Below are 20,648 nucleotides of genomic sequence, written 5' to 3' on the forward strand. Positions count from 1 at the left end.
ATGAACTCTTTTATCTTATCTTCTTTTTGGAGCACAACGTGAACGATACGCGCACTGCCACTTTTCGTAATAAGCCAAAAGCAATGGCATGGCTTTTTGGTATCTCTCTAACAGGATTACTTTTAACGGGCTGCAACTCTCAATCAAAAACAGTCGAAACGACGGCTGTCGTTCGCCCTGCTCTTGTTGAATCAGTCTCAGCACACAAAAACGATCATCTGAGTTTTAACGGTGTAGTTCGAGCTGCTGAACGTGCAGATTTATCTTTTCGTATCAACGGTCGACTCACTGACATACTGGTTGAAGAAGGCGATCGAGTTGTACGTGGTCAATTACTCGCAACATTGGATTCAAAAGACCCAGAAATAGCATTAGCTTCTGCCGAATTAGAATTGGATAACTTGGCCGCTGAGTACAAAAGAGCTCTGACTATTTATGAGAAAAGCAACGCCATTTCTAAGAGTAGTCTTGATGAGCTAACGACCCGCTACAACTTGGCACAAAATCGCAGTGATGAAGCGCTTCGTCAGGTGGAATACACCAAAGTTGAAGCTCCTTTTGATGGCGTAATCGGACGCAAATGGGTCGACAACCACATGCAGATCCAGGCGAATGAGGCCATATTTACATTACATGACCTCGACACGATGGAGGTGGTCATTCATATTCCTGACAACGTGATGATGTCAGGACTTAAAAGTACCAAAGCCATCGCTGAAATTACCGCCATCCCCTCACAAGTGTTCGATCTAAGCTTAGGGACCCACGCTACTCAAGCTGACCCTATCAGTCAGAGCTACGCTGTGGTTTTGCGGTTTGATGATTTGAAAGGGTTTCGCTTACTACCGGGTATGACCGCAAAAGTGAGACCCGTTGACGATCACGTTGTCTCAGGAAGCCAATACATTACGCTGCCTGTCACCTCTGTTGTTCCTGATAACCAAGGTAGACAATTCGTGTGGTTGGTGAACGACAATAACCTTATCACTCGTCGTTATGTTCAAGTGGGCGCACTTAGCCAAGATCGATTGGAAATCAGCCAGGGGCTGACAGTGGGTGAGTCAGTGGTCATCGCGGGTGTTTCTAGCTTGCATGAAGGTATGGAAGTGCGCCCAGTGCTGTCTGTCGGCAATGGTAGTCAAGAGGCTCAACAATGAACATTGTTCGTTACACCATCGCTAAACGCACCAGTGTTTGGGTATTAATCGCTCTGACGTTACTAGGGGGATATATTAGCTACCTAAAGTTAGGTCGCTTTGAAGATCCTGAGTTCATCATTCGTCAGGCGGTGATTAATACTTCCTACCCTGGCGCGACCGCTCAGGAAGTTTCCGACGAAGTTACGGATGTGATTGAAGGTGCAGTACAAACCTTACAGGAACTGAAGGAAGTCAAGTCCGTCTCAAAACAAGGCATGTCTGAAGTGACCGTTGAGATTAAACTTGAGTTCGCTAACAGCAGCGCCGAGCTACAGCAAGTCTGGGACAAACTGAGACGAAAAGTTAGTGACGTACAACGCTTGTTGCCTCCAGGAGCAGGGGCGTCCATGGTTAATGATGACTTCTCAGACGTGTATGCTCTATTCTTTGCAGTCACTGGGGAAGGCTACACCGACAAACAGCTACAAGACTATGTCGATCAACTACGACGTGAGCTCGTGCTGGTTCCTGGGGTTGCAAAAACCGCAACCTTAGCTGAGCGACAAGAGACCATTTTTGTTGAAGTTTCAGGTGAACGCCTGGCTAAATTTGGCCTCTCTGCCGAGCAAGTGTTTCAAGTACTGCAGAAGCAGAATTTAGTCACTGTTGCCGGAGCTATCGATACGAAAGACATGCGCATCCCAGTGATTCCACGCTCAAACATTCATTCGTTTGATGACTTGCGCAATCTTCAAGTGGGCATTGGGCAAAATAATGCTGTCATGCAACTTGGCGACATCGCAACAGTGACTCGAGGCTATCAAGAACCGTCGAGTATGCTTATGCGCTATAACGGTCAGCGTGCTGTCGGATTTGGTATTTCTAACGTCAATGGCGGCAACGTCGTTGAAATGGGCGACGCGGTTAAAGCAAGGCTACTAGAGCTTGATAGCCAGCGACCGATTGGTATGGAGCTGCACACGATCTCGATGCAGTCTGATTCAGTGCGCGCATCGGTAGCAAACTTCATCGACAACCTTATCGCTGCAGTGGTCATCGTATTTGTCGTGTTGTTGGTCTTCATGGGGCTGCGCTCCGGCGTAATTATCGGCTTTGTCCTATTGCTGACGGTTTCGGGTACGCTTTGCATCATGTTTATCGATGACATTGCCATGCAACGTATCTCTCTCGGAGCGCTGATTATTGCTCTAGGTATGCTTGTCGATAATGCCATTGTCGTTACTGACGGCATCTTGGTACGACTGCAAAACAATCCAGAGCAAAATAAAGAAACGATCGTCTCTGAAGTGGTCGATGCAACAAAATGGCCACTGCTAGGAGGCACTGTCGTTGGTATCTGCGCGTTTAGTGCTATTGGCTTATCTCCTTCAGATATGGGTGAATACGCTGGGTCACTATTTTGGGTTATCTTATATTCAATGCTATTGAGTTGGATATTCGCCGTGACGGTGACGCCAATGCTGTGTTTCGACTTTTTAAAAGTCAAAGCGAGTAAACAAGGTGCTAAGCCCGGCCGCATTATGACGACCTACAAAGCGGTACTTAATTGGGTACTAAGCCATCGTTGGATGAGTCTTGGTATGTTGCTAGCAATAATGGTGGTAGCGATATATAGCCTCAAATATGTGCCTCCAGGTTTTATGCCGGATTCACAGCGCCCGCAATTTGTTGTCGATGTATATCTACCACAAGGTTCGGATATCTCACGCACAGAACGTGTGGTCGCTAATATTGAACAAGATGTGAAAGCGAAAAGCGATGTGACCAATATCACCAGCTTCATTGGCGGTGGCGGTTTACGCTTTATGTTGACCTACTCCCCTGAGCCACGTAACAGTAGCTATGGGCAGTTATTAATCGATGTTGACGACTATAGAAAAATCGCGCCATTAATTGGTGAGCTGCAAGACGAGCTGTCCGCTAAATACCCAGACGCTTCGATTAAGGTTTGGAAGTTTATGTTGGGCCGCGGGGGCGGTAAGAAAATCGAAGCTGGATTTAAGGGGCCCAATAGTCAGGTACTCCGTTCTTTAGCCGAACAGGCAAAGGCGATTATGCTTGAAGACGGAAACCTCATCGCGATTCAAGACGACTGGCGCCAGCAAGTGCCGGTGTTGAGTCCGATTTATTCAGCAGAAAAAGCGCAACGTTTTGGCTTAACAACTCAAGAAATTAACCAAGCGATTGCTCAGACGCTAAGTGGCCGCAATGTGGGTGTGTACCGTGAAGGGAACGATCTAATTCCTATTGTGGTTCGCTCTCCAGAATCAGAACGTTACCACCAGCGAGCCGTTGAGAATACTGAGGTTTATGCCTCAAACGTAAATGGTTTCATTGCGGTCAGTCAGTTGGTCGATTCGGTGGACTTGGTATGGCAGGATGCGATTTTGCGCCGTATCGATAGAGTACCTACTATTTTGGTTCAAGCGGACCCAGCTCCGGGCGTCTTGACCTCTGATGCGTTCAATCAGATTCGTACAAAAATAGAAACCATCGAATTGCCACCGGGTTATGAGTTGATTTGGTACGGTGAATATAAAGCGTCTAAAGATGCCAATGAAGGTCTTGTCATTTCTGCACCTTACGGGTTTGCTGCGATGATTTTGTCGGTCATATTTATGTTCAACGCGATACGTCAGCCTCTCGTGATTTGGTTAACAGCGCCATTGGCTGTCGTCGGTGTGACCGTTGGCCTGATTGCATTCCAAACTCCGTTTGAGTTTATGGCAATCCTAGGGTTCTTGAGCTTAATAGGTATGATGGTGAAAAATGCGATTGTGTTGGTAGATCAAGCCGATGTGGAGATCTTACAAGGTAAACAGCCTTACCAAGCGATTATTGACGCGGCAACCAGTCGTGCACGACCGGTTCTACTCGGCGCGCTCACTACCATCTTTGGTGTTGCTCCGCTGCTCGTTGATCCTTTCTTCAAGAGTATGGCGGTAACCATCATGTTTGGTTTGCTGTTTGCTACCATCTTAACCTTGGTGGTGATTCCTCTATTCTATGCCCTATTCTTTGGCATTAAACCAGAGCCGACATCACTCTAATTCACACCAAACAAAAAGGCCTCGCTAATTAGCGAGGCCTTTGTCATTTCACAAACGAATTACACGTCGTAAGTCGTTGAAGCCGTGTTACCACCTGTACCAGTCCAGTTTGTGTGGAAGAACTCACCACGTGGACGGTCAGTGCGCTCATAAGTGTGAGCACCAAAGTAGTCACGTTGAGCTTGAAGCAGGTTAGCTGGTAGACGTGCTGTTGTGTAACCGTCTAGGAAAGATAGCGCTGAAATCGTACATGGCATTGGGATGCCCGCTTCTAGAGATTTCGCTGCTACTTTACGCCATGCCGCTAGGCTGCTTTGTAGGATGTTTTTGAAGTAATCATCTGAACCTAGGAATGCGATATCTGGGTTAGCTTCGTAAGCATCACGAATATTACCTAGGAATGCAGAACGGATGATACAACCGCCACGCCACATTAATGCTACGTTACCGTAGTTTAGATCCCAACCGTTCTCGTTTGACGCTTCACGCATTAGCATGAAACCTTGAGCGTAAGAAATGATCTTAGATGCAAGTAGTGCTTGGCGCAGTGCATCAACCCACTCTTGCTTATCACCTTCTACTGGAGTAATAGTCTTGCCGAATAGAGATTCAGCTTCAACACGTTGGTCTTTAAGAGCTGATAGACAACGAGAGAATACAGACTCAGAGATAAGCGTTAGAGGAATACCAAGGTCTAGTGCGTTGATACCTGTCCATTTACCCGTACCTTTTTGGCCCGCAGTATCAAGGATCTTCTCTACTAGTGGCTCACCGTCTTCATCTTTGTAACCAAGAATATCGGCGGTGATTTCTACTAGGTAGCTGTCTAGTTCTGTCTTGTTCCAATCTGCAAATACAGCCTGCATTTCATCTGCAGACATACCTAGACCGTCTTTCATGAACTGGTACGCTTCAGTAATCAACTGCATGTCGCCGTATTCGATGCCGTTGTGAACCATCTTAACGAAGTGACCTGCACCATCGTTACCAACCCAGTCACAGCAAGGCTCGCCAGCATCAGTTTTCGCAGAGATACCTTGGAAGATAGGCTTAACTGCTTCCCAAGCTTCAACTGCGCCGCCTGGCATGATTGAAGGTCCAAAACGAGCGCCTTCTTCACCACCAGAAACGCCAGTACCGATAAAGTGGATACCTTTTTCACGTAGCTCAGCAACGCGACGGTTTGTGTCTGGGTAGTTTGTGTTACCGCCATCAATGATGATGTCGCCTTTGTCTAGTAGTGGTACTAGCGCTTCGATGAACTTATCTACAACATCACCAGCACGTACCATTAGCATCACTTTGCGTGGCGTTTCTAGCTTCTCAACGAGTTCTTCTAGCGAGTATGCACCAACAATATTCGTGCCTTTTGCTGGACCTTCCAGAAACTCGTCAACTTTTGCAGCAGTACGGTTGTGAGCCACTACTTTAAAGCCGTGGTCATTCATGTTTAGGATAAGGTTCTGACCCATTACCGCCAGACCAATTACACCAATATCACCTTTCATTGTTCTCTCCATCAATTCGGCAACTTAACTTGCTGCTTTGAAATCTTTTCGTCGAGCCAAGTTGTGCAGCTCTCCTAGCTCGACATTATTTGTGATTACAGTTCGCAGTAATCGGTATCAGTCAGGTTTTTACATGGGAAGCGCCACGCGCGACCATCATTATGTAGTAGCTGATCTGACTCTTGTGGACCCCAAGTACCACACGCATAACCAAACAGGGATTGCGGATCTTGCTTGTAGTCCAGAATTGGTTGAACAAATTCCCAACATGCCTCAACTGCATCGCTACGTGCGAACAGCGTAGCATCACCATTAAGTGCATCAAGTAATAGACGCTCATAAGCTGTAAGCATCTGTGTCTCTTGCAGTGATGCGTAATGGAAATTCATTTTTACTTCTTTTGCATTGAAACCAGCACCTGGTTCTTTCAAACCAAAGCTCATTTGAATGCCCTCATCCGGTTGAATACGGATGATCAGCTTATTCTCTGGCGCATCTTTACCAAACACTGGGTGCGGCGTTTGTTTAAAGTGAATCACTACCTCTGTCACACGTGTCGGCAATCGTTTACCTGTACGAACATAAAAAGGAACACCGTTCCAACGCCAGTTGTCGATAAACATTTTCAAGCCAACGTAAGTCTCTGTGCGAGAGTCGTCAGCAACACCATGTTCGTTGCGATAGCCTGGTAGGAATTGACCACGTACGTTAGATTCTGTGTACTGCCCGAGTACAAGGTTGTTACGCAGGTCTTCATCAGAAAGAGGACGCAAACACTGCAGCACTTTAACTACTTCGTTACGAATAGCGTCAGCGTTAATTTGAGCTGGAGATTCCATACCGACCATTGCTAACACTTGCAATAAGTGGTTTTGGAACATATCACGTACCGCGCCAGAACCATCATAGTAGCCACCGCGCTCCTCCACACCAAGGAACTCGGCACCTGTGATCTCAACATAGTCGACATACTGGTGATTCCAAAGTGGCTCGAACATGGCATTTGAGAAACGTAAAACCAATAGGTTTTGTACCGTTTCTTTACCCAGATAATGGTCGATACGATAGATTTGATGCTCTTGGAAATGCTCGTGAATTTCTTTGTCCAATTGGCGCGCAGACGCTAGGTCATAACCAAATGGTTTTTCGATGATCAAACGCTTCCAGCCATCAGCTTCATCATTGAGACCGTGAGCAGCAAGACTTGCAGGAATAATGCTATAAAGGCTTGGCGGTGTCGCCAAATAGAAAAGCGTATTACGTTGCTCGAAACCATATTGGTCAGCAACATCATCAAGGCGGGTTGCCAGTTTCGCGTAGTCTTGAGTATCAGAAGTATCAATGGCTTGATAGTGAAGATGATTACAGAAGGCTTCTAGTTTTTCAGGTTCTGTTTTTTCCATCTCCTGAAGGGAGTGTTTTAGCTTTTCTCGGTATGATTCGTCGCTGTATTGAGTGCGGCTTACACCAAGAATTGCGAAAGATTTAGGTAGCTGGTCGCTAGCATACAAATGGTAAAGTGCAGGGATCAACTTACGATAAGTAAGGTCGCCTGAAGCACCAAAAATCACGATGCTGCTGTTTTCAGGTATTACCATCTTTTTTCCTTAGACAATGGGGGCAATTGTTTAGCGGACGCAATGTTAACAGCGTGCTAGAGAAAAAGAAAATAAGTTTTGCCTATCCAAAGGATAGGCAAATTCACTCAAATGATAAGGTCTGACCACGACTATTATAGTCAGTTTAAAGATATTAGAGGTTAGTTAGTGCTATTTCGCTCAATAAAGCGTACTGGAACCATCAAGCGAACCAAACTTGAGTCCTTTTCTTTGATTTGATTTGAAATGATTTTTACTGACTCTCTCGCAAGACGTGTAAAATCTTGGCGGAAGGTCGACAGCTCATAGCTTAGCCAAGTAGCCTGTGGAATATCATCAAAACCAATCACCTGAACATCTTCCGGGATCTTCAAATCAAACTCAAAACGGGCGATGTCCATAAAAGCCATGGCAAGGTTGTCTGTCGCGCAGAACACACCTTGTGGCTTTGCCCCACTCTTCAGCAATGCACGGATCTCTTCTAGAGCGCCACCATAATCGTAGTTGGCTTCAACGACTTTTGGATTCTTACCTGTCAGCGATTTAAACTCATCGCAAAAACCATTGACACGCTCTTGGTTCGTAAAAGTAGGAACTTCACCCGTTAGATAAACGACGTCAGACAACTTGCTATCCGCAAAGCGCTGTGCGGCGATTTGCCCTGCAGAGTAGTTATCACTGATCACATAACTACTCTTAGTTCCCTCGACGACACGGGCGTATTGCACGATAGGAATATTAAACTCTTCACACTCTTCATAAAGTGCTGTGTTGAACGTAGCGGATGCGGCAATGACGCCGTCTACTCGATATTGGAAAATATTAGGAATCGAGTGTTGATTCTCACCATCAACTTGCCACGGTATTAGCACTGCTGAGTAACCAATTTTTTGCAGCTCGCTACTGATGAGCTGCAGCGTTTTCATGTGGATGGGATAATCCGCATCTGGGAAGACTAGACCGATAAGTTTAGACTGATTAGTCGTAAGACTTCGTGCGAACGCATTGGGGCGGTAGTTGAGCGCTTTTGCTGCCTCAAACACCTTTTGTTTGGTCTTCTCTGAAACAGAGCTTCCCTCAACAAAGACGCGAGATACCGTCGATTGTGAGACCCCTGCAAGTTTAGCGACATCTTTTGACGTGACCGTCTGTTTTGGAATATTCATTTATTTTGTTTAATTCATCTAGCCAGTTGCGCTAAATGTAGCATAAATTGGTACGTATGCATAAATAGAAAAGCCTTACATCGTTTAAATGTAAGGCTTTAGTGCTTAGATACCATATAAAATGGGTTGTACCCATCAACCTCCGGCAATTACCTGTTCCCAAATTACTGAAGGTTGCGGGAACAAACCACTAGAAGTAGTAACGAATACCCGCAGAGAATTGGTTATCACGGTTATCATAGTGGTCTTGAACGTATTGATCATTACCTTGGTCAAACTGGTATTCAGCCCAAAGAAGGAAGGTATTCTTTGTAAAGTGATATTCTAGACCTGGAATGATGGTTTGACGCTCGTAGCCACTACCATTGTCATCTGTGCTAGTCAGATAGTTAACGTTAAGGGTTGGGCGAAGACCATTTTCAAAGTGGTAGTAGGTGTAAAGTTCTGCGCCACGCGAATCATAAAACTCAGCGTTGTCGTTTACTTCCCAGTTTGAGCCTTCGCTGTATGTCGCACCAACATAGAAACCGCCTAGTGAATAGTTCGCACCAAGCAACGCGATACGTTGAATGTCCCCATCATTGATGTTTGACGCATTCTTGATATCAGTAAGTTCATTCTGGTGATAAGCCAAACCAAGTGTTAGACCATTTTCAAAAGAGTAAGAGGTAGAAGCGCCCATACCGTTTTTCAATGTTGCTGTTGCATTGCCAGATAGAGCAACATCGTTACGTGTTGTTTGGTAAGTAAAGCCGTATTTCCAGTCTCCACCCAAGTTGTTGCGATAAGTGATGGAGTTTTCTGCACGACCCGTGCCTGATGCAATACCCCAATCAGCTAGGTTGTAATAACCAGTACCACGTGAACCATAGGTACGACCTAAGTCGGTGTACCAAGCCACATCATAGAAAGTACTCCACTGCTTAGTACCTGCAGCGATTTTACCCCATTTTTCGTGCTCTATACCTGCGTATAGAAGACGACTGTAGATGTCGTTAGCAGTCGAAGAAGAGTTATACCCCCACTCTGCGTGACCAAAGCCTTGCCAACCATTTTCAAGTTGCTTAACGCCTTTAAAACCGAAACGAGAGCTACCGCTGTTGAACTCATCAGTACGAGCTTCATACTCACCAGCGTTGTCATCAAAATTACGTGCCTTGTTTTGGTAGCGAACTTCAAAACGACCGTCAATAGTTAAAGAGTCACCATTTTCATTGGTAAAAGTGTGTGCGGCCATTGCAGAGGCAGAAGTAAGTGCAGTTACCACTAGTACACTTAATACAGACTTTTTCATTTGCTTCCTACTTTACAGGCAATAGAAAGCCTCCGTGCCTAACAGCCCGTTAAAAATAATAATCAGGAAAAACGATGCCACACCCTGTGGCATCGGTTGGGAGCAGGCTTGAGGTTGAGAGGACGCTCAAGCCGTATGTATTGCTCTTATAGAGAAGGGTTAAGGATGCTTGAAGTACGCTCGAACACGTCTAGACCTTGCTGTTTTAGCCAGTAAGGTAGGTCGATCAGTACCCAGTTCTCAGATAGCTTGTCGCCGTCACGGTAGTAAACGTCAACGACTTGCATGTCCGCACGAACTTCACCGCCAGTCATACCTAGGAAACCACCGATTGGCGTGTTTGATAGGTTTGGCCAACCGAAGAAGCAAGAGAAACTGCCTTCTGCGAAACGACATACGTGGCCGTTAAACTTCTTGTCTTTTAGGTTGTTACGGAACGGCAGTTGGTGCTGCTGTTGGTAACGAGGAATTGTGTAAGACGCGCCGATACCACATGGACCGTACCAGATCATATCTTCAGACCAGCTCTTCGCTAGTACTTCTGGTGGGCACCCCATAGCACCGCTGTCGTTAAGTGCCGATAAATCGTCAACCATCTTGTTCACTAGTGCTAGTGTTGCAACTCCCTCTTCTGGCGCAGCGTCTTCGAATAGAAGACCGTCATGGTTACGTGGACCTGGGTAAGTAAAGTGCTTGCCAGTTGATGGTGGAAGTGGGTAGCAACCCGCTTGATCCATTACACCTAGTAGGTCTAGGAAAAGACCTGTTTTAGTAATTTTACCGTTCTCTACGCAGTTGAATTCAGCGTAACGGATGTTCATGATTTTGCCTGTTGGACGCATACCTAGGTATTCAGCATCGAATAGACCCATGAAGTGACCCATGCTCATAACCCAGATTTCACCTGACGTTACTTCGTTCTCACCGCCGATAAAAATATCTTGGCGACGTTGCATGCGAGTCATAGATTTCATCAAAGGAGCCCAGAAAACTTCTGCAGCAGCTTCCGCACCTTCTTGCTCACGGAATGGGTAAACACCACGCCATAGGTAATCTTTTGAAGTGTGAGCTTTTAGTACTTCAGCAACGTTTTCGTGCGTTGCGTTTTCCATTGCGTCGAAGTAATCACGTACAACGCGTTTTGCTTCTTGATATTTAGACATAATCATCTCTCTTATTAATGATGAGTCATTGTTGGAACAGGACTCGTAATTAAGTTAGGTCGTCGACAGGTATCTTCAGATACCGGAGAGAATTTACCCGTCGACTAAATTCGTTAAAAAATAAGATTCGTTAAAGACTAGGCTCTTTGATTAAGCGCTCGCTTTTTCTACTTTCTTCTCTTTATGGAACACGCCGCCTTTTAATGTCTCAGGCAATGTTAGCCATAGAAGACCTGCGATGATCCATACGATTGGTGAACCCCACATTGCCGTTTGAAGGTCGGTACGCTCTTGGATAAAGATAAGTACCATTGGTGCCCACATACCTAGGATACGACCGCCGTGGAACAATGCTGCACCGTAGCTGCGAAGGTGTGCTGGGAATAGCTCTGAGAAGTAACCACCCCATACTGCTGATGAAGACAGACCGAAGTTATAAATCAAGCCAAGAATAGCGAGCATGTTCAGGCCGCCAATGACCTTGTCACCCGGTGCGATGAAGAAGATTGACACCATGATACCGGCTAGGATAAAACCAAATGCGTTCACCTTACGACCGTACTTATCTGCTGCCCAACCCCAGAACCAAGCACCGAATAGCGAGCCAAATGCTGAGATAGAGAAGATAAGACCGATTGTTGCACCATCAAACATGCGCACTTCACGTAGATAAGTCGTTACGAAACCACCAAAGAATTGGAAACCGTAGAAGTTTAGGCCGGCAAGTAGCAAACAGGTAATTGTGATAGTGCGGTAAGGCTTACTTAGCATCTCGCCCCAAGAACCTTTCTTCGCTGTCACGTTAGAGTCTGCTGAAGCCTCAGCCTTCGCTTGCTCTTCTTCACCATAAGCAATCACTTTCTTATCACTTGGTAGAACGAAGATCATTAACACAGCTGCCGCTAGTGGTGGCACACCGCCAACCCACATGAGGCTTTGCCATGGAGCATCGATGCTTGTGATAAATGCCGCATACGCACCCATTACCATCAAAGCGACAGAGAACATAGAAGATGCAAAGGCAGTCAACTTACCGCGCACTGTTGGAGTGAATAGACCAATCATCAATGAAACAGCAACCGTGAAGTAGCCACCCAACGATAGACCGATGATGAAACGCATTGCAGCCCATGTTGCGTAGTCGGTAAACATCATATTGATGATGGTTGCGCCACCGTTTAGTGCCGTAATAGCAATCAAGGTGTTCTTTTTACCAAACTTGGTTGCGAACCAAGCACAGCTTAATGCACCAATCAGGGCACCAACTGACTGCCATGTATAGAACTGAGCCGTATCCGACAAGCTAATTCCGTCGTACGCTTCAACGATGTAGGGGCGTACGTAGTCAATAATTACAAAGTTATAACAGTAAAAGAAGTAACCAACCAAGATAGCTAAGTAGGCAGCTACCCTTTGGATCATTGGAACTTCGCTCATGTGTTTTTTAGCGGTCATAGCCGTTAAACCCTTATTTTAATTAGGTATAGTATTTTTAATGGCGAGCACAGTGTTTCTAAACTTTATTTGACTGCCCCCGTCCTGCGAGATGAATCTTACTTTTTTTGTGGTTTAAAGATCCGTGATCCATATCAAAAACCAATGAATACGCACCCATTATGCAAATTTTGGTGACAACGATCACGCAAACGTGCAAAATTCGCCATTTCGATGTATTTATAGTCAATTTAGTCGATGAATCTCACATTTATTGACTCAGAACTGTATCATTCGCCTACAATGACGATAGAATCCACTCGAATTTGAAGCAAAATATGTTTTGGAACAATCAATAATGGTTACGTACTCAAGCCTCGTTGTAATCGCCCTATACATTACAGCAACCATATTTATCAGCTACTTAGTAAATAAGAAGCTGAAAACGGGTGGAGACTTTTCGACAGGTGGACGTCAATTCGGTTGGTTTACTGCGGGAGTTTCCATTCTCGCGACTTATATAAGTGCAATGACCTTCATTGGAATGCCAGGTTGGGTCTATGGAACAGGGATGGAAGCGATGGCGATCCACCTCAACTACCCTTTGGTGATCTTTTTTACCGTGGTGTTTTTCGTTCCTATCTTCTACAAGCTCAAACTGACTTCTATCTATGAGTATCTAGAAATGCGTTTTGGTATCTATGCCAGAACCATCAACTCAATCGTTTTTCTTGTGGTGCAATGTATCTCTGCAGGTGTGATTTTGTATGCGGTGTCATTGATTTTGGTCCAGGTTTTACCCATCACCATTACCCAAGCGATTTTGTGTATAAGCGTATTTACCGCTATCTACACCTATGCGGGCGGTATCTCGACGGTCATATGGACAGACATGCTTCAGTCGCTGATCCTAGTTATTGGTACTATCGCTATTTTCTTTATTTTAATTTTCGACATAGATAGCGGCGTGAAATCGACACCTGAGATGCTCAACGTCATTAACCTGAGTATGGATCCAAGTGTCGATACTACACTTTGGGCAGGGCTAGTCGCGGTTGCCTTTCTACATCTCAGCGTCTACGGCACCAATCAACTGATAATCCAGCGCACTCTTGCAACCAAGTGCATTAATTCAGCCCAAAAGTCGATGCTGCTTTGCGGTTACGGGGCGTTTTTTATCTATCTACTGTTCTCCATTTTAGGTGTGCTTCTTAACTTGTTCTACGATGGTCAAGTATTTGATAACCAAAATGAAGTCATCTTAGATTTTGTGTTCAACCACACCAATCCAATTATTATCGGTTTGATCATTTCAGCATTAGCAGCTGCAGCGATGTCGACACTGGATTCAACCTACAACTCAATGGCAACCGTAGCGACATTTGATATTTATAAGCGCTTTATTAAAACCGATGCTGAAGATGCTCATTATGAAAGTACCGCGAGAAAGATGAGTTTAGTTGCAGCAGCTTCGGTGGTCGTACCGGCAATTTTGGCGGTATCCAACGAATCCGTATTAAAGACGATCGCTAGTCTGACCTCAATTTTTGTAGGTATTCGTCTAGGCTCTTTTGTGTTAGGAATAGCGTCTAAGAAAGCCAACGAAAAAGGCATTATTCTTGGAAGTATTGTTAGCATGGTTGTAGTGTTTGCTGCTAAAGGAATGAACATCGCGTGGCCGTGGTTTGCACCAATAGGGACATTGGTATTTTTGGTCGTAGGATTGACCGCTAGCTATAAATGGGGCGAAGTAACGCCCGAGCAGCTAGACTTTATTCATAAACAGAAGCACTTGATCGCTAAACCGAAAGCCAGTCATTACGGGCTATTTGCCTTCGCTGCGTTCACAGTGGTCATTTGTATATATATCCCCGACTGGCTTGGTTCAGTACTGCTGTAATAAGGTAATAGGTTATGTTGTCCATCTTCGACATTTATAAGGTTGGCGTCGGCCCATCTAGTTCTCACACTAATGGTCCAATGATTGCTGGCTATCAGTTCACTAAGTTGATCGCAGACTCTCTAGAAAATGTGGTTCGAGTTCAAGTTGATTTATACGGCTCACTCTCACTGACAGGCATCGGTCACCACACTGATCGTGCCACTATTTTAGGCTTATTGGGCAACAAACCTGACACTATTAAGATTTCGAGCGCAAATCAAGCGATGAGAAATGCTATCGAAGATGGTGTGTTACCTCTCTCAGGCACTCACCATATTCCGTTTAACTACGAAACAGACATGCTGTTTCATGAAGACAATCTGCCTTTACACGAAAACGGCATGACCATTTCTGCATTCGATAAACAAGGTGAACGCATTGGCTTTGAGACTTACTATTCCATCGGCGGTGGCTTTATTGCCACAGAATATGAATTGCAAAACGGTAAAGACGAAGAAGACGTCAGTGTCGAATTCCCGTTTAGCAGCGCTGACGAAATGTTAGAGCTAGCAGAAGAACACGGTATGAGCCTCGGTGGTATGGTACTTCGCAATGAATTGGCGTTCAAAGATCTTGAAGAAATCAATGATAAAGCCGAGCAGATTTGGCGAGTCATGTTACGTTGTATGGAGCGCGGTTTTGAAACTGAAGGTATCTTGGATGGCGGTCTAAACGTCACCCGTCGTGCTCCTAATCTACTGAAAAAGCTGGAAGCAAATGCCGCCATCGAAAATGATCCGATGGAAATTATGGATTGGATCAACTTGTTTGCCTTTGCCGTAAGTGAAGAGAATGCTGCGGGCGGTCAAGTGGTCACCTCTCCAACAAACGGAGCTGCGGGCGTTATTCCAGCCGTATTAATGTACTACCATCGTTTTATTAAAGAGCTTGATACCAAACAGCTCAAAGACTTTTTAGCGGTTTCCGGAGCCATCGGTATCCTCTACAAAACCAACGCCTCCATTTCCGGTGCTGAAGTGGGCTGTCAAGGTGAGGTAGGCGTATCATCATCCATGGCAGCGGCTGGCCTAACCGCACTACGAGGTGGTAGTAACGAGCAAATGTGTATCGCGGCAGAGATTGCCATGGAGCACTCACTCGGTATGACCTGCGACCCTATCGGCGGTTTGGTTCAAGTCCCTTGTATCGAACGCAATGCCATGGGTGCAATGAAGGCAATCAATGCTTCGCGCATGGCGCTTAAGCGAACCAGTAAGTGTCTCATCTCTTTAGATAAAGTCATCGATACTATGTATCAGACAGGCAAAGATATGAATAAGAAGTACCGTGAAACCTCGCAAGGTGGATTGGCGCTAATTCATTTGGCCCCGCCTTGTGAATAAATGTGCAAGTAAACAAATAAAGGCGACCAGAGGTCGCCTTTATTGATGAACAACTTAACGATATTACTGCGCGATTAAGTCTTTGTAAGCGATAGTCTTGCCTTGAGGTTTCTCATTAGCGAGCTTAGCTTTAGGCGCTCCTGGTTGTGATAACCAATATTCTGGATCCTTCTTAGGATTCAGTTTTGGACCACAATCACCCTGAGCGCCACTTCTTTCTAGACGCTTAAGCACTTTGTCTTGAGCTGCTGCTAGGCCGTCCAGAGCTTCTTGTGGTGTTTTTTCTCCACTTGCCGCTTCAGAAACATATTGCCACCATAGCTGTGCAAGTTTTGGATAGTCTGGCACGTTGGTACCAGTTGGGGTCCACTGTTTACGTGCATCACTGCGGTAGAACTCAACCAAACCACCCAGCTTAGGAGCAGCATCTGTCATCGCTTGAGAGTTAATGTCTGACTCACGAATTGGCGTCAAACCAACCAGTGTTTTCTTCAAGCTCACAGACTTAGACACGACAAACTGAGCATACAACCAAGCGGCTTGACGACGATCCACTGGCGTACTGTTTAGGAATGTCCACGAGCCCGCATCTTGATAACCAAGCTTCATGCCATCTTCCCAGTATGGGCCACGAGGTGATGGTGCCATACGCCATTTCGGTGTGCCATCTTCATTAACCACAGGTAGCCCTGGCTTGGTCATGTCAGCAGTAAACGCGGTATACCAAAAGATCTGCTGCGCGATAGAACCTTGTGCGGGAACCGGACCTGCTTCGCCAAACGTCATCCCTTGGGCTTCAGGTGGCGCATATTGTTTTAGCCAATCCACATACTTGGTGGTCGCATACACCGCCGCTGGACCATTTGTCGCACCGCCGCGAGCCACATCAGAACCGACAGGGCTACAGCCTTCTACACGAATCCCCCACTCATCAACTGGTAAACCATTAGGAATCCCTTTATCACCCGCACCAGCCATGGAGAACCACGAGTCAGTGAAACGCCAACCTAGTGATGGGTCTTTTTTGCCGTAGTCCATATGACCATAGACACGTTCGCCATCGATCATTTTCACCTTCTCACTAAAGAATTCTGCAATGTCTTCGTATGCAGACCAGTTAAGTGGCACTCCTAGCTCGTAACCGTATTCCTTCTTAAACTTGGCTTTAAGATCGTCGCGCTCAAACCAGTCTGCACGGAACCAATATAGGTTCGCAAACTGCTGATCTGGCAGCTGGTAAATCTTACCGTCAGGACCTGTGGTGAAATCCAAGCCAATGAAGTCGGGAAGATCCAAATATGGGTTAGTCACACTCTTACCGTCACCTTCAATAAAGTCAGAGATTGGTACCACTTTTCCGTATCGAATGTGGGTACCGATCAAGTCTGAGTCATTGATATAGCCATCATAGATATTGCGACCTGTCTGCATTTGCGTTTGCAGCTTTTCTACCACGTCACCTTCTTGAATCAAATCGTGATTCACTTTGATGCCGGTTATCTCATAGAACGCTTTAGCAAGAACTTTTGCTTCATATTCGTGGGTAGTGATGGTTTCCGAAGCAACGTTGATTTCCATGCCTTTGAAAGGTTTGGCAGCATCAATAAACCACTGCATCTCTTTCGCTTGCTCATCAGCGGTCAACGTCGTCGGAGTGAACTCTTCACTCATCCACTTTTTAGCCGCGTCCATATCGGCAAACGCGTTTGGCGAGAGTGCTGCGAATGCAATAGATAAAGCAACGCAGCGGGTAAGATAAGACTTCTTCATATCCTTTTTCATTATTGTTTTACTCCAATTATGAGTGTTTTGTTTCGTACGTTATTAGTCACACCTAAGCGAGCCCTATGACATTGAAGCCAAATACAGCATGTTGAGCATGGTTAGGCACTTATCGGTGAAAGTTGTTATTACCCCCATTTCAAAACGGTCAAAATCCAAACCGTGGAAATCGCAAACGGCACCCAAATAGAGAGCTCCGTTAGTCCCACAAACCCAAGGTGTATATAGGCTGAACTCAGCAAGCCAATAAACAGTCGGTCTCCCCGTGTTGTACTGATTGGGAGAAACCCTTTGCGCTCAATACATGGCGCTTTAATTTCAGCAATGGTCATCGTTAACAAAATCAGTGCGATGCCAATAAAAAACAGTGCAGACGGAGTCGTCCATGCCATCCAAGCCATAATGTGTCTCCTTAAACTCGACCCAGTGCAAAACCTTTCGCAACGTGGTTGCGAACAAACCAAATGACAAGAATGCCCGGTACGATAGTCAGTACCCCGGCCGCAGCTAACACGCCCCAATCTATCCCCGAGGCACTGACGGTTCGCGTCATCACCGCAGAAATAGGCTTGGCATCAACTGATGTAAGTGTTCGAGCAAGCAGCAACTCAACCCAGCTGAACATGAAGCAGAAAAACGCCGTCACACCAATACCGGAACGGATCATTGGCAGAAATATCTTCATAAAGAACTTTGGAAAGCTGTAACCATCGATATAGGCGGTTTCATCGATTTCCCTTGGAACACCTGACATAAATCCTTCAAGGATCCAAACCGCCAAAGGCACGTTAAATAAGCAGTGAGCGAGCGCGACCGCAATATGGGTGTCGAACAGGCCTACCGATGAATACAACTGGAAGAACGGCAACAGAAATACTGCAGGCGGTGACATTCGGTTGGTCAGCAGCCAGAAAAACAAGTGTTTATCGCCGACAAATTTGTAGCGTGAAAAGGCATACGCTGCAGGCAGAGCCACTGCCAGCGTAATACACATATTCATTACTACATAGATGATGGAATTGACGTATCCCATATACCAACTAGGGTCGGAGAAAATGGTCTGATAGTTTTTAAATGTCCAGTTTTCTGGCCAGAAGCTTAGGCTTCCCAATATCTCTTGGTTTTCTTTAAACGACATATTGAGCAGCCAATAAATCGGCAGCATCAAGCAGATGATATAAAGTGCTAAGCCGACAATTTGGGTATAGCGTGTGTATTTTGACTTCGTCATGGTTAAATCCCTTTATTTATTCTCACCGTGCGTCATCGCGGTATAGAACACCCAACTGACGAGTAATATGATCAAGAAGTAAATGATGGAGAAAGCCGCAGCAGGACCAATATCAAATTGTCCGATGGCCATCTTGGTTAAGGTTTGGCTTAAGAACGTGGTTGAGTTACCTGGCCCCCCTCCAGTAAGCACAAAGGGTTCGGTGTAAATCATAAAGCTGTCCATGAAGCGCACTAACACACCAATCAATAACACACTCTTCAACTTTGGAAGCTGAATGTAACGGATGATTGACCATGTAGAGGCGCGATCAATATTGGCCGCTTGATAGTAGGCATCCGGAATAGCGCGCAGACCTGAATAACACAGCAAAGCGATGAGTGACGTCCAGTGCCATACATCCATCAGAATCACAGTCAACCAAGCATCGACCGGATTACCTGCATAGTTATAATCAACACCAAGCCCGTTTAGAGCCCAACCAAATAAGCCAATGTCCGCACGACCAAAGATCTGCCAGATAGTCCCCACGACGTTAAGTGGGATAAGCAATGGAATAGCCAATACGATTAGGCAAAACACCGACCACTTGCCTTTGGTTGGCATGGTGAGTGCCACAATAATCCCAAGGGGAACTTCAATCATTAGCACCGTAAACGTAAATCCAAACTGACGCAGCAACGCTCCGTGTAGTCGTTCATCATTTAATGTTTCTCGATACCACTCCGTTCCAACGAAGTAGGCGGTATTAGCGTCAAAGATATCTTGTAGCGAGTAGTTCACTACCGTCATCAATGGCACGATGGCACTAAAAGCCACCAAGGCGAAAACCGGAAGAACTAGAAACCATGCCTTGTTGTTGACTGCCTTGTCCATTAGTGGCCTCCTACATTAACTAAGAATTCATCGACATAGAGCATTGTCCATTGCTCTGGAAAGCTGATGTACGAGACACTTTTAGGTACATGTTGGTCTTCTTGAAGGCGTGCTTTGATGTGCTGTTCACCCAGCTTTAAAGTGAGAATTTTGTAGGTACCCAAATCTTCAACATGCAATACCTGTGCTTTTAAAGCAGAAGGGTTTTCTTTCTCCCATACATGAACAAATTCCGGTCTTATTCCAATCTTGATATTGTTACTCGATGCCTTTGCAATAGCGTCTCGATAACTTGACGACAACGGCACATCGACATCATCAAATCGCACGCCAACCTCAGTTGGTGTCACTTCCATTAGATTCATTCCAGGACTGCCAATGAAGTAGCCGACAAAGGTGTGGTTAGGGGTTTCGAATAGCTCTCTTGGTGTACCGAATTGCACAATTTGCCCGTTGTACATAACCGCAATTTCATCTGCGAACGTCGACGCTTCCAGTTGGTCATGGGTCACGTAAATCATGGTGATATTGAACTGTTGGTGGATCTGCTTAAGCTTGCGTCTTAGTTTCCACTTCAACTGCGGGTCGATAACCGTTAGTGGTTCGTCAAATAGAATCGCCGAGACATCATCACGAACCAGCCCTCTTCCCATCGATACCTTTTGCTTTTCATCCGCAGTAAGGTGTTTTGCTTTTTTGTTCAGCACGGCGGTCAGCTCGAGAATTTCGGCAATTTCCGTCACTTTGGAATGAATTTTAGCTTTGTGCACCTTCATATTTCGCAGCGGAAACGCTAAGTTGTCGTACACCGTCATAGTGTCGTATATCACCGGAAACTGGAAAACCTGAGCAATATTTCTATCCTGAGGGCGCAGTTCATTCACTTTCATGTCATCGAAAAGCACTTCACCTTGCGAAGGACTCATGAGCCCAGAAATAATGTTGAGTAGTGTCGATTTTCCGCAGCCCGATGGACCTAATAACGCGTATGCTCCACCTTGTTTCCAAACGTGGTTCATTTCTTTAATGGCATACAGCGACGACTCGCTTGGCTGTTTGTCATAAGTATGAGCCAGTGAATTGAGTGTAATTTGGACCATG

Annotated in this window: 15 protein-coding genes; 4 read left to right on the forward strand and 11 right to left on the reverse strand. The window is 45.6% G+C overall.

Going from position 1 to position 20,648, the window contains the following annotated elements; translation table 11 throughout:
- Window positions 1-83: 83 nt before the first annotated feature.
- Entirely contained in the window at window positions 84-1,157 is a 1,074-nt protein-coding gene (locus HOP38_RS10100; protein WP_198558276.1) for an efflux RND transporter periplasmic adaptor subunit, read from the forward strand.
- Entirely contained in the window at window positions 1,154-4,210 is a 3,057-nt protein-coding gene (locus tag HOP38_RS10105; protein ID WP_198557985.1) for an efflux RND transporter permease subunit, read from the forward strand. The genes HOP38_RS10100 and HOP38_RS10105 overlap by 4 nt, the downstream gene beginning before the upstream one ends.
- Window positions 4,211-4,269: 59 nt before the next feature.
- Here the strand turns inward: HOP38_RS10105 and gnd are convergent, their stop codons facing one another.
- The 6 genes from gnd to HOP38_RS10135 form a co-directional block, all read right to left on the reverse strand.
- Window positions 4,270-5,718 carry a decarboxylating NADP(+)-dependent phosphogluconate dehydrogenase gene (gene gnd, locus HOP38_RS10110; RefSeq protein ID WP_006073836.1) on the reverse strand — a complete coding sequence of 483 codons (1,449 nt, stop codon included), beginning with the start codon at window positions 5,716-5,718 and terminating at the stop codon, window positions 4,270-4,272.
- A 95-nt stretch (window positions 5,719-5,813) separates the two neighbouring features.
- A complete protein-coding gene (gene zwf, locus HOP38_RS10115) occupies window positions 5,814-7,316 on the reverse strand; it encodes a glucose-6-phosphate dehydrogenase (protein ID WP_088877605.1) in 1,503 nt (500 codons plus the stop codon).
- Between the two features lie 161 nt (window positions 7,317-7,477).
- Window positions 7,478-8,482, reverse strand: coding sequence for a LacI family DNA-binding transcriptional regulator (locus HOP38_RS10120; protein WP_038225819.1), 1,005 nt, complete (start codon window positions 8,480-8,482; stop codon window positions 7,478-7,480).
- Between the two features lie 190 nt (window positions 8,483-8,672).
- Window positions 8,673-9,776, reverse strand: a complete 1,104-nt coding sequence (locus HOP38_RS10125) for a porin (protein ID WP_006073841.1) — start codon at window positions 9,774-9,776, stop codon at window positions 8,673-8,675.
- Between the two features lie 146 nt (window positions 9,777-9,922).
- The gene (locus HOP38_RS10130; protein ID WP_006073842.1) at window positions 9,923-10,939 is read right to left on the reverse strand and encodes a nuclear transport factor 2 family protein; all 1,017 of its coding nucleotides are present in this window, start codon (window positions 10,937-10,939) and stop codon (window positions 9,923-9,925) included.
- Between the two features lie 150 nt (window positions 10,940-11,089).
- Window positions 11,090-12,394: an MFS transporter gene (locus HOP38_RS10135; RefSeq protein ID WP_031494084.1), complete on the reverse strand. Its 1,305-nt coding sequence runs from the start codon at window positions 12,392-12,394 to the stop codon at window positions 11,090-11,092.
- A 337-nt stretch (window positions 12,395-12,731) separates the two neighbouring features.
- On the opposite strand from HOP38_RS10135, the gene HOP38_RS10140 reads away from it, so the two are divergent.
- Both HOP38_RS10140 and HOP38_RS10145 read left to right on the forward strand, forming a co-directional pair.
- Window positions 12,732-14,273 (forward strand): sodium:solute symporter family transporter, encoded by a 1,542-nt coding sequence (locus HOP38_RS10140; RefSeq protein ID WP_038222829.1) that lies wholly within the window; start codon window positions 12,732-12,734, stop codon window positions 14,271-14,273.
- A gap of 14 nt (window positions 14,274-14,287) precedes the next feature.
- Complete coding sequence (locus HOP38_RS10145; protein WP_006073665.1) at window positions 14,288-15,658, forward strand: L-serine ammonia-lyase; 1,371 nt, start codon at window positions 14,288-14,290, stop codon at window positions 15,656-15,658.
- A gap of 63 nt (window positions 15,659-15,721) precedes the next feature.
- Here HOP38_RS10145 and HOP38_RS10150 read toward each other — a convergent pair whose 3' ends face one another.
- The 5 genes from HOP38_RS10150 to HOP38_RS10170 form a co-directional block, all read right to left on the reverse strand.
- Window positions 15,722-17,440 (reverse strand): ABC transporter substrate-binding protein, encoded by a 1,719-nt coding sequence (locus HOP38_RS10150; protein WP_038222822.1) that lies wholly within the window; start codon window positions 17,438-17,440, stop codon window positions 15,722-15,724.
- Between the two features lie 128 nt (window positions 17,441-17,568).
- Window positions 17,569-17,841: a DUF2160 domain-containing protein gene (locus tag HOP38_RS10155; protein ID WP_006073669.1), complete on the reverse strand. Its 273-nt coding sequence runs from the start codon at window positions 17,839-17,841 to the stop codon at window positions 17,569-17,571.
- 11 nt (window positions 17,842-17,852) lie between these two features.
- Window positions 17,853-18,671: a carbohydrate ABC transporter permease gene (locus tag HOP38_RS10160; protein WP_006073671.1), complete on the reverse strand. Its 819-nt coding sequence runs from the start codon at window positions 18,669-18,671 to the stop codon at window positions 17,853-17,855.
- A gap of 12 nt (window positions 18,672-18,683) precedes the next feature.
- Window positions 18,684-19,547, reverse strand: coding sequence for a carbohydrate ABC transporter permease (locus HOP38_RS10165; RefSeq protein WP_006073672.1), 864 nt, complete (start codon window positions 19,545-19,547; stop codon window positions 18,684-18,686).
- A complete protein-coding gene (locus HOP38_RS10170; RefSeq protein WP_198557986.1) occupies window positions 19,547-20,647 on the reverse strand; it encodes an ABC transporter ATP-binding protein in 1,101 nt (366 codons plus the stop codon). The genes HOP38_RS10165 and HOP38_RS10170 overlap by 1 nt, the downstream gene beginning before the upstream one ends.
- Window position 20,648 lies beyond the last annotated feature (1 nt).

This window comes from Vibrio mediterranei, assembly GCF_013364395.1.
GTDB lineage: Bacteria > Pseudomonadota > Gammaproteobacteria > Enterobacterales > Vibrionaceae > Vibrio > Vibrio mediterranei.

Bases quoted from the DNA above. Each gene is read 5' to 3' on its own strand.
- HOP38_RS10100 (WP_198558276.1), top strand. From the start codon at position 84: ATGGCATGGCTTTTTGGTATCTCTCTAACAGGATTACTTTTAACGGGC.
- HOP38_RS10105 (WP_198557985.1), top strand. From the start codon at position 1,154: ATGAACATTGTTCGTTACACCATCGCTAAACGCACCAGTGTTTGGGTA.
- gnd (WP_006073836.1), bottom strand. From the start codon at position 5,718: ATGAAAGGTGATATTGGTGTAATTGGTCTGGCGGTAATGGGTCAGAAC.
- zwf (WP_088877605.1), bottom strand. From the start codon at position 7,316: ATGGTAATACCTGAAAACAGCAGCATCGTGATTTTTGGTGCTTCAGGC.
- HOP38_RS10120 (WP_038225819.1), bottom strand. From the start codon at position 8,482: ATGAATATTCCAAAACAGACGGTCACGTCAAAAGATGTCGCTAAACTT.
- HOP38_RS10125 (WP_006073841.1), bottom strand. From the start codon at position 9,776: ATGAAAAAGTCTGTATTAAGTGTACTAGTGGTAACTGCACTTACTTCT.
- HOP38_RS10130 (WP_006073842.1), bottom strand. From the start codon at position 10,939: ATGTCTAAATATCAAGAAGCAAAACGCGTTGTACGTGATTACTTCGAC.
- HOP38_RS10135 (WP_031494084.1), bottom strand. From the start codon at position 12,394: ATGACCGCTAAAAAACACATGAGCGAAGTTCCAATGATCCAAAGGGTA.
- HOP38_RS10140 (WP_038222829.1), top strand. From the start codon at position 12,732: ATGGTTACGTACTCAAGCCTCGTTGTAATCGCCCTATACATTACAGCA.
- HOP38_RS10145 (WP_006073665.1), top strand. From the start codon at position 14,288: ATGTTGTCCATCTTCGACATTTATAAGGTTGGCGTCGGCCCATCTAGT.
- HOP38_RS10150 (WP_038222822.1), bottom strand. From the start codon at position 17,440: ATGAAAAAGGATATGAAGAAGTCTTATCTTACCCGCTGCGTTGCTTTA.
- HOP38_RS10155 (WP_006073669.1), bottom strand. From the start codon at position 17,841: ATGGCTTGGATGGCATGGACGACTCCGTCTGCACTGTTTTTTATTGGC.
- HOP38_RS10160 (WP_006073671.1), bottom strand. From the start codon at position 18,671: ATGACGAAGTCAAAATACACACGCTATACCCAAATTGTCGGCTTAGCA.
- HOP38_RS10165 (WP_006073672.1), bottom strand. From the start codon at position 19,547: ATGGACAAGGCAGTCAACAACAAGGCATGGTTTCTAGTTCTTCCGGTT.
- HOP38_RS10170 (WP_198557986.1), bottom strand. From the start codon at position 20,647: ATGGTCCAAATTACACTCAATTCACTGGCTCATACTTATGACAAACAG.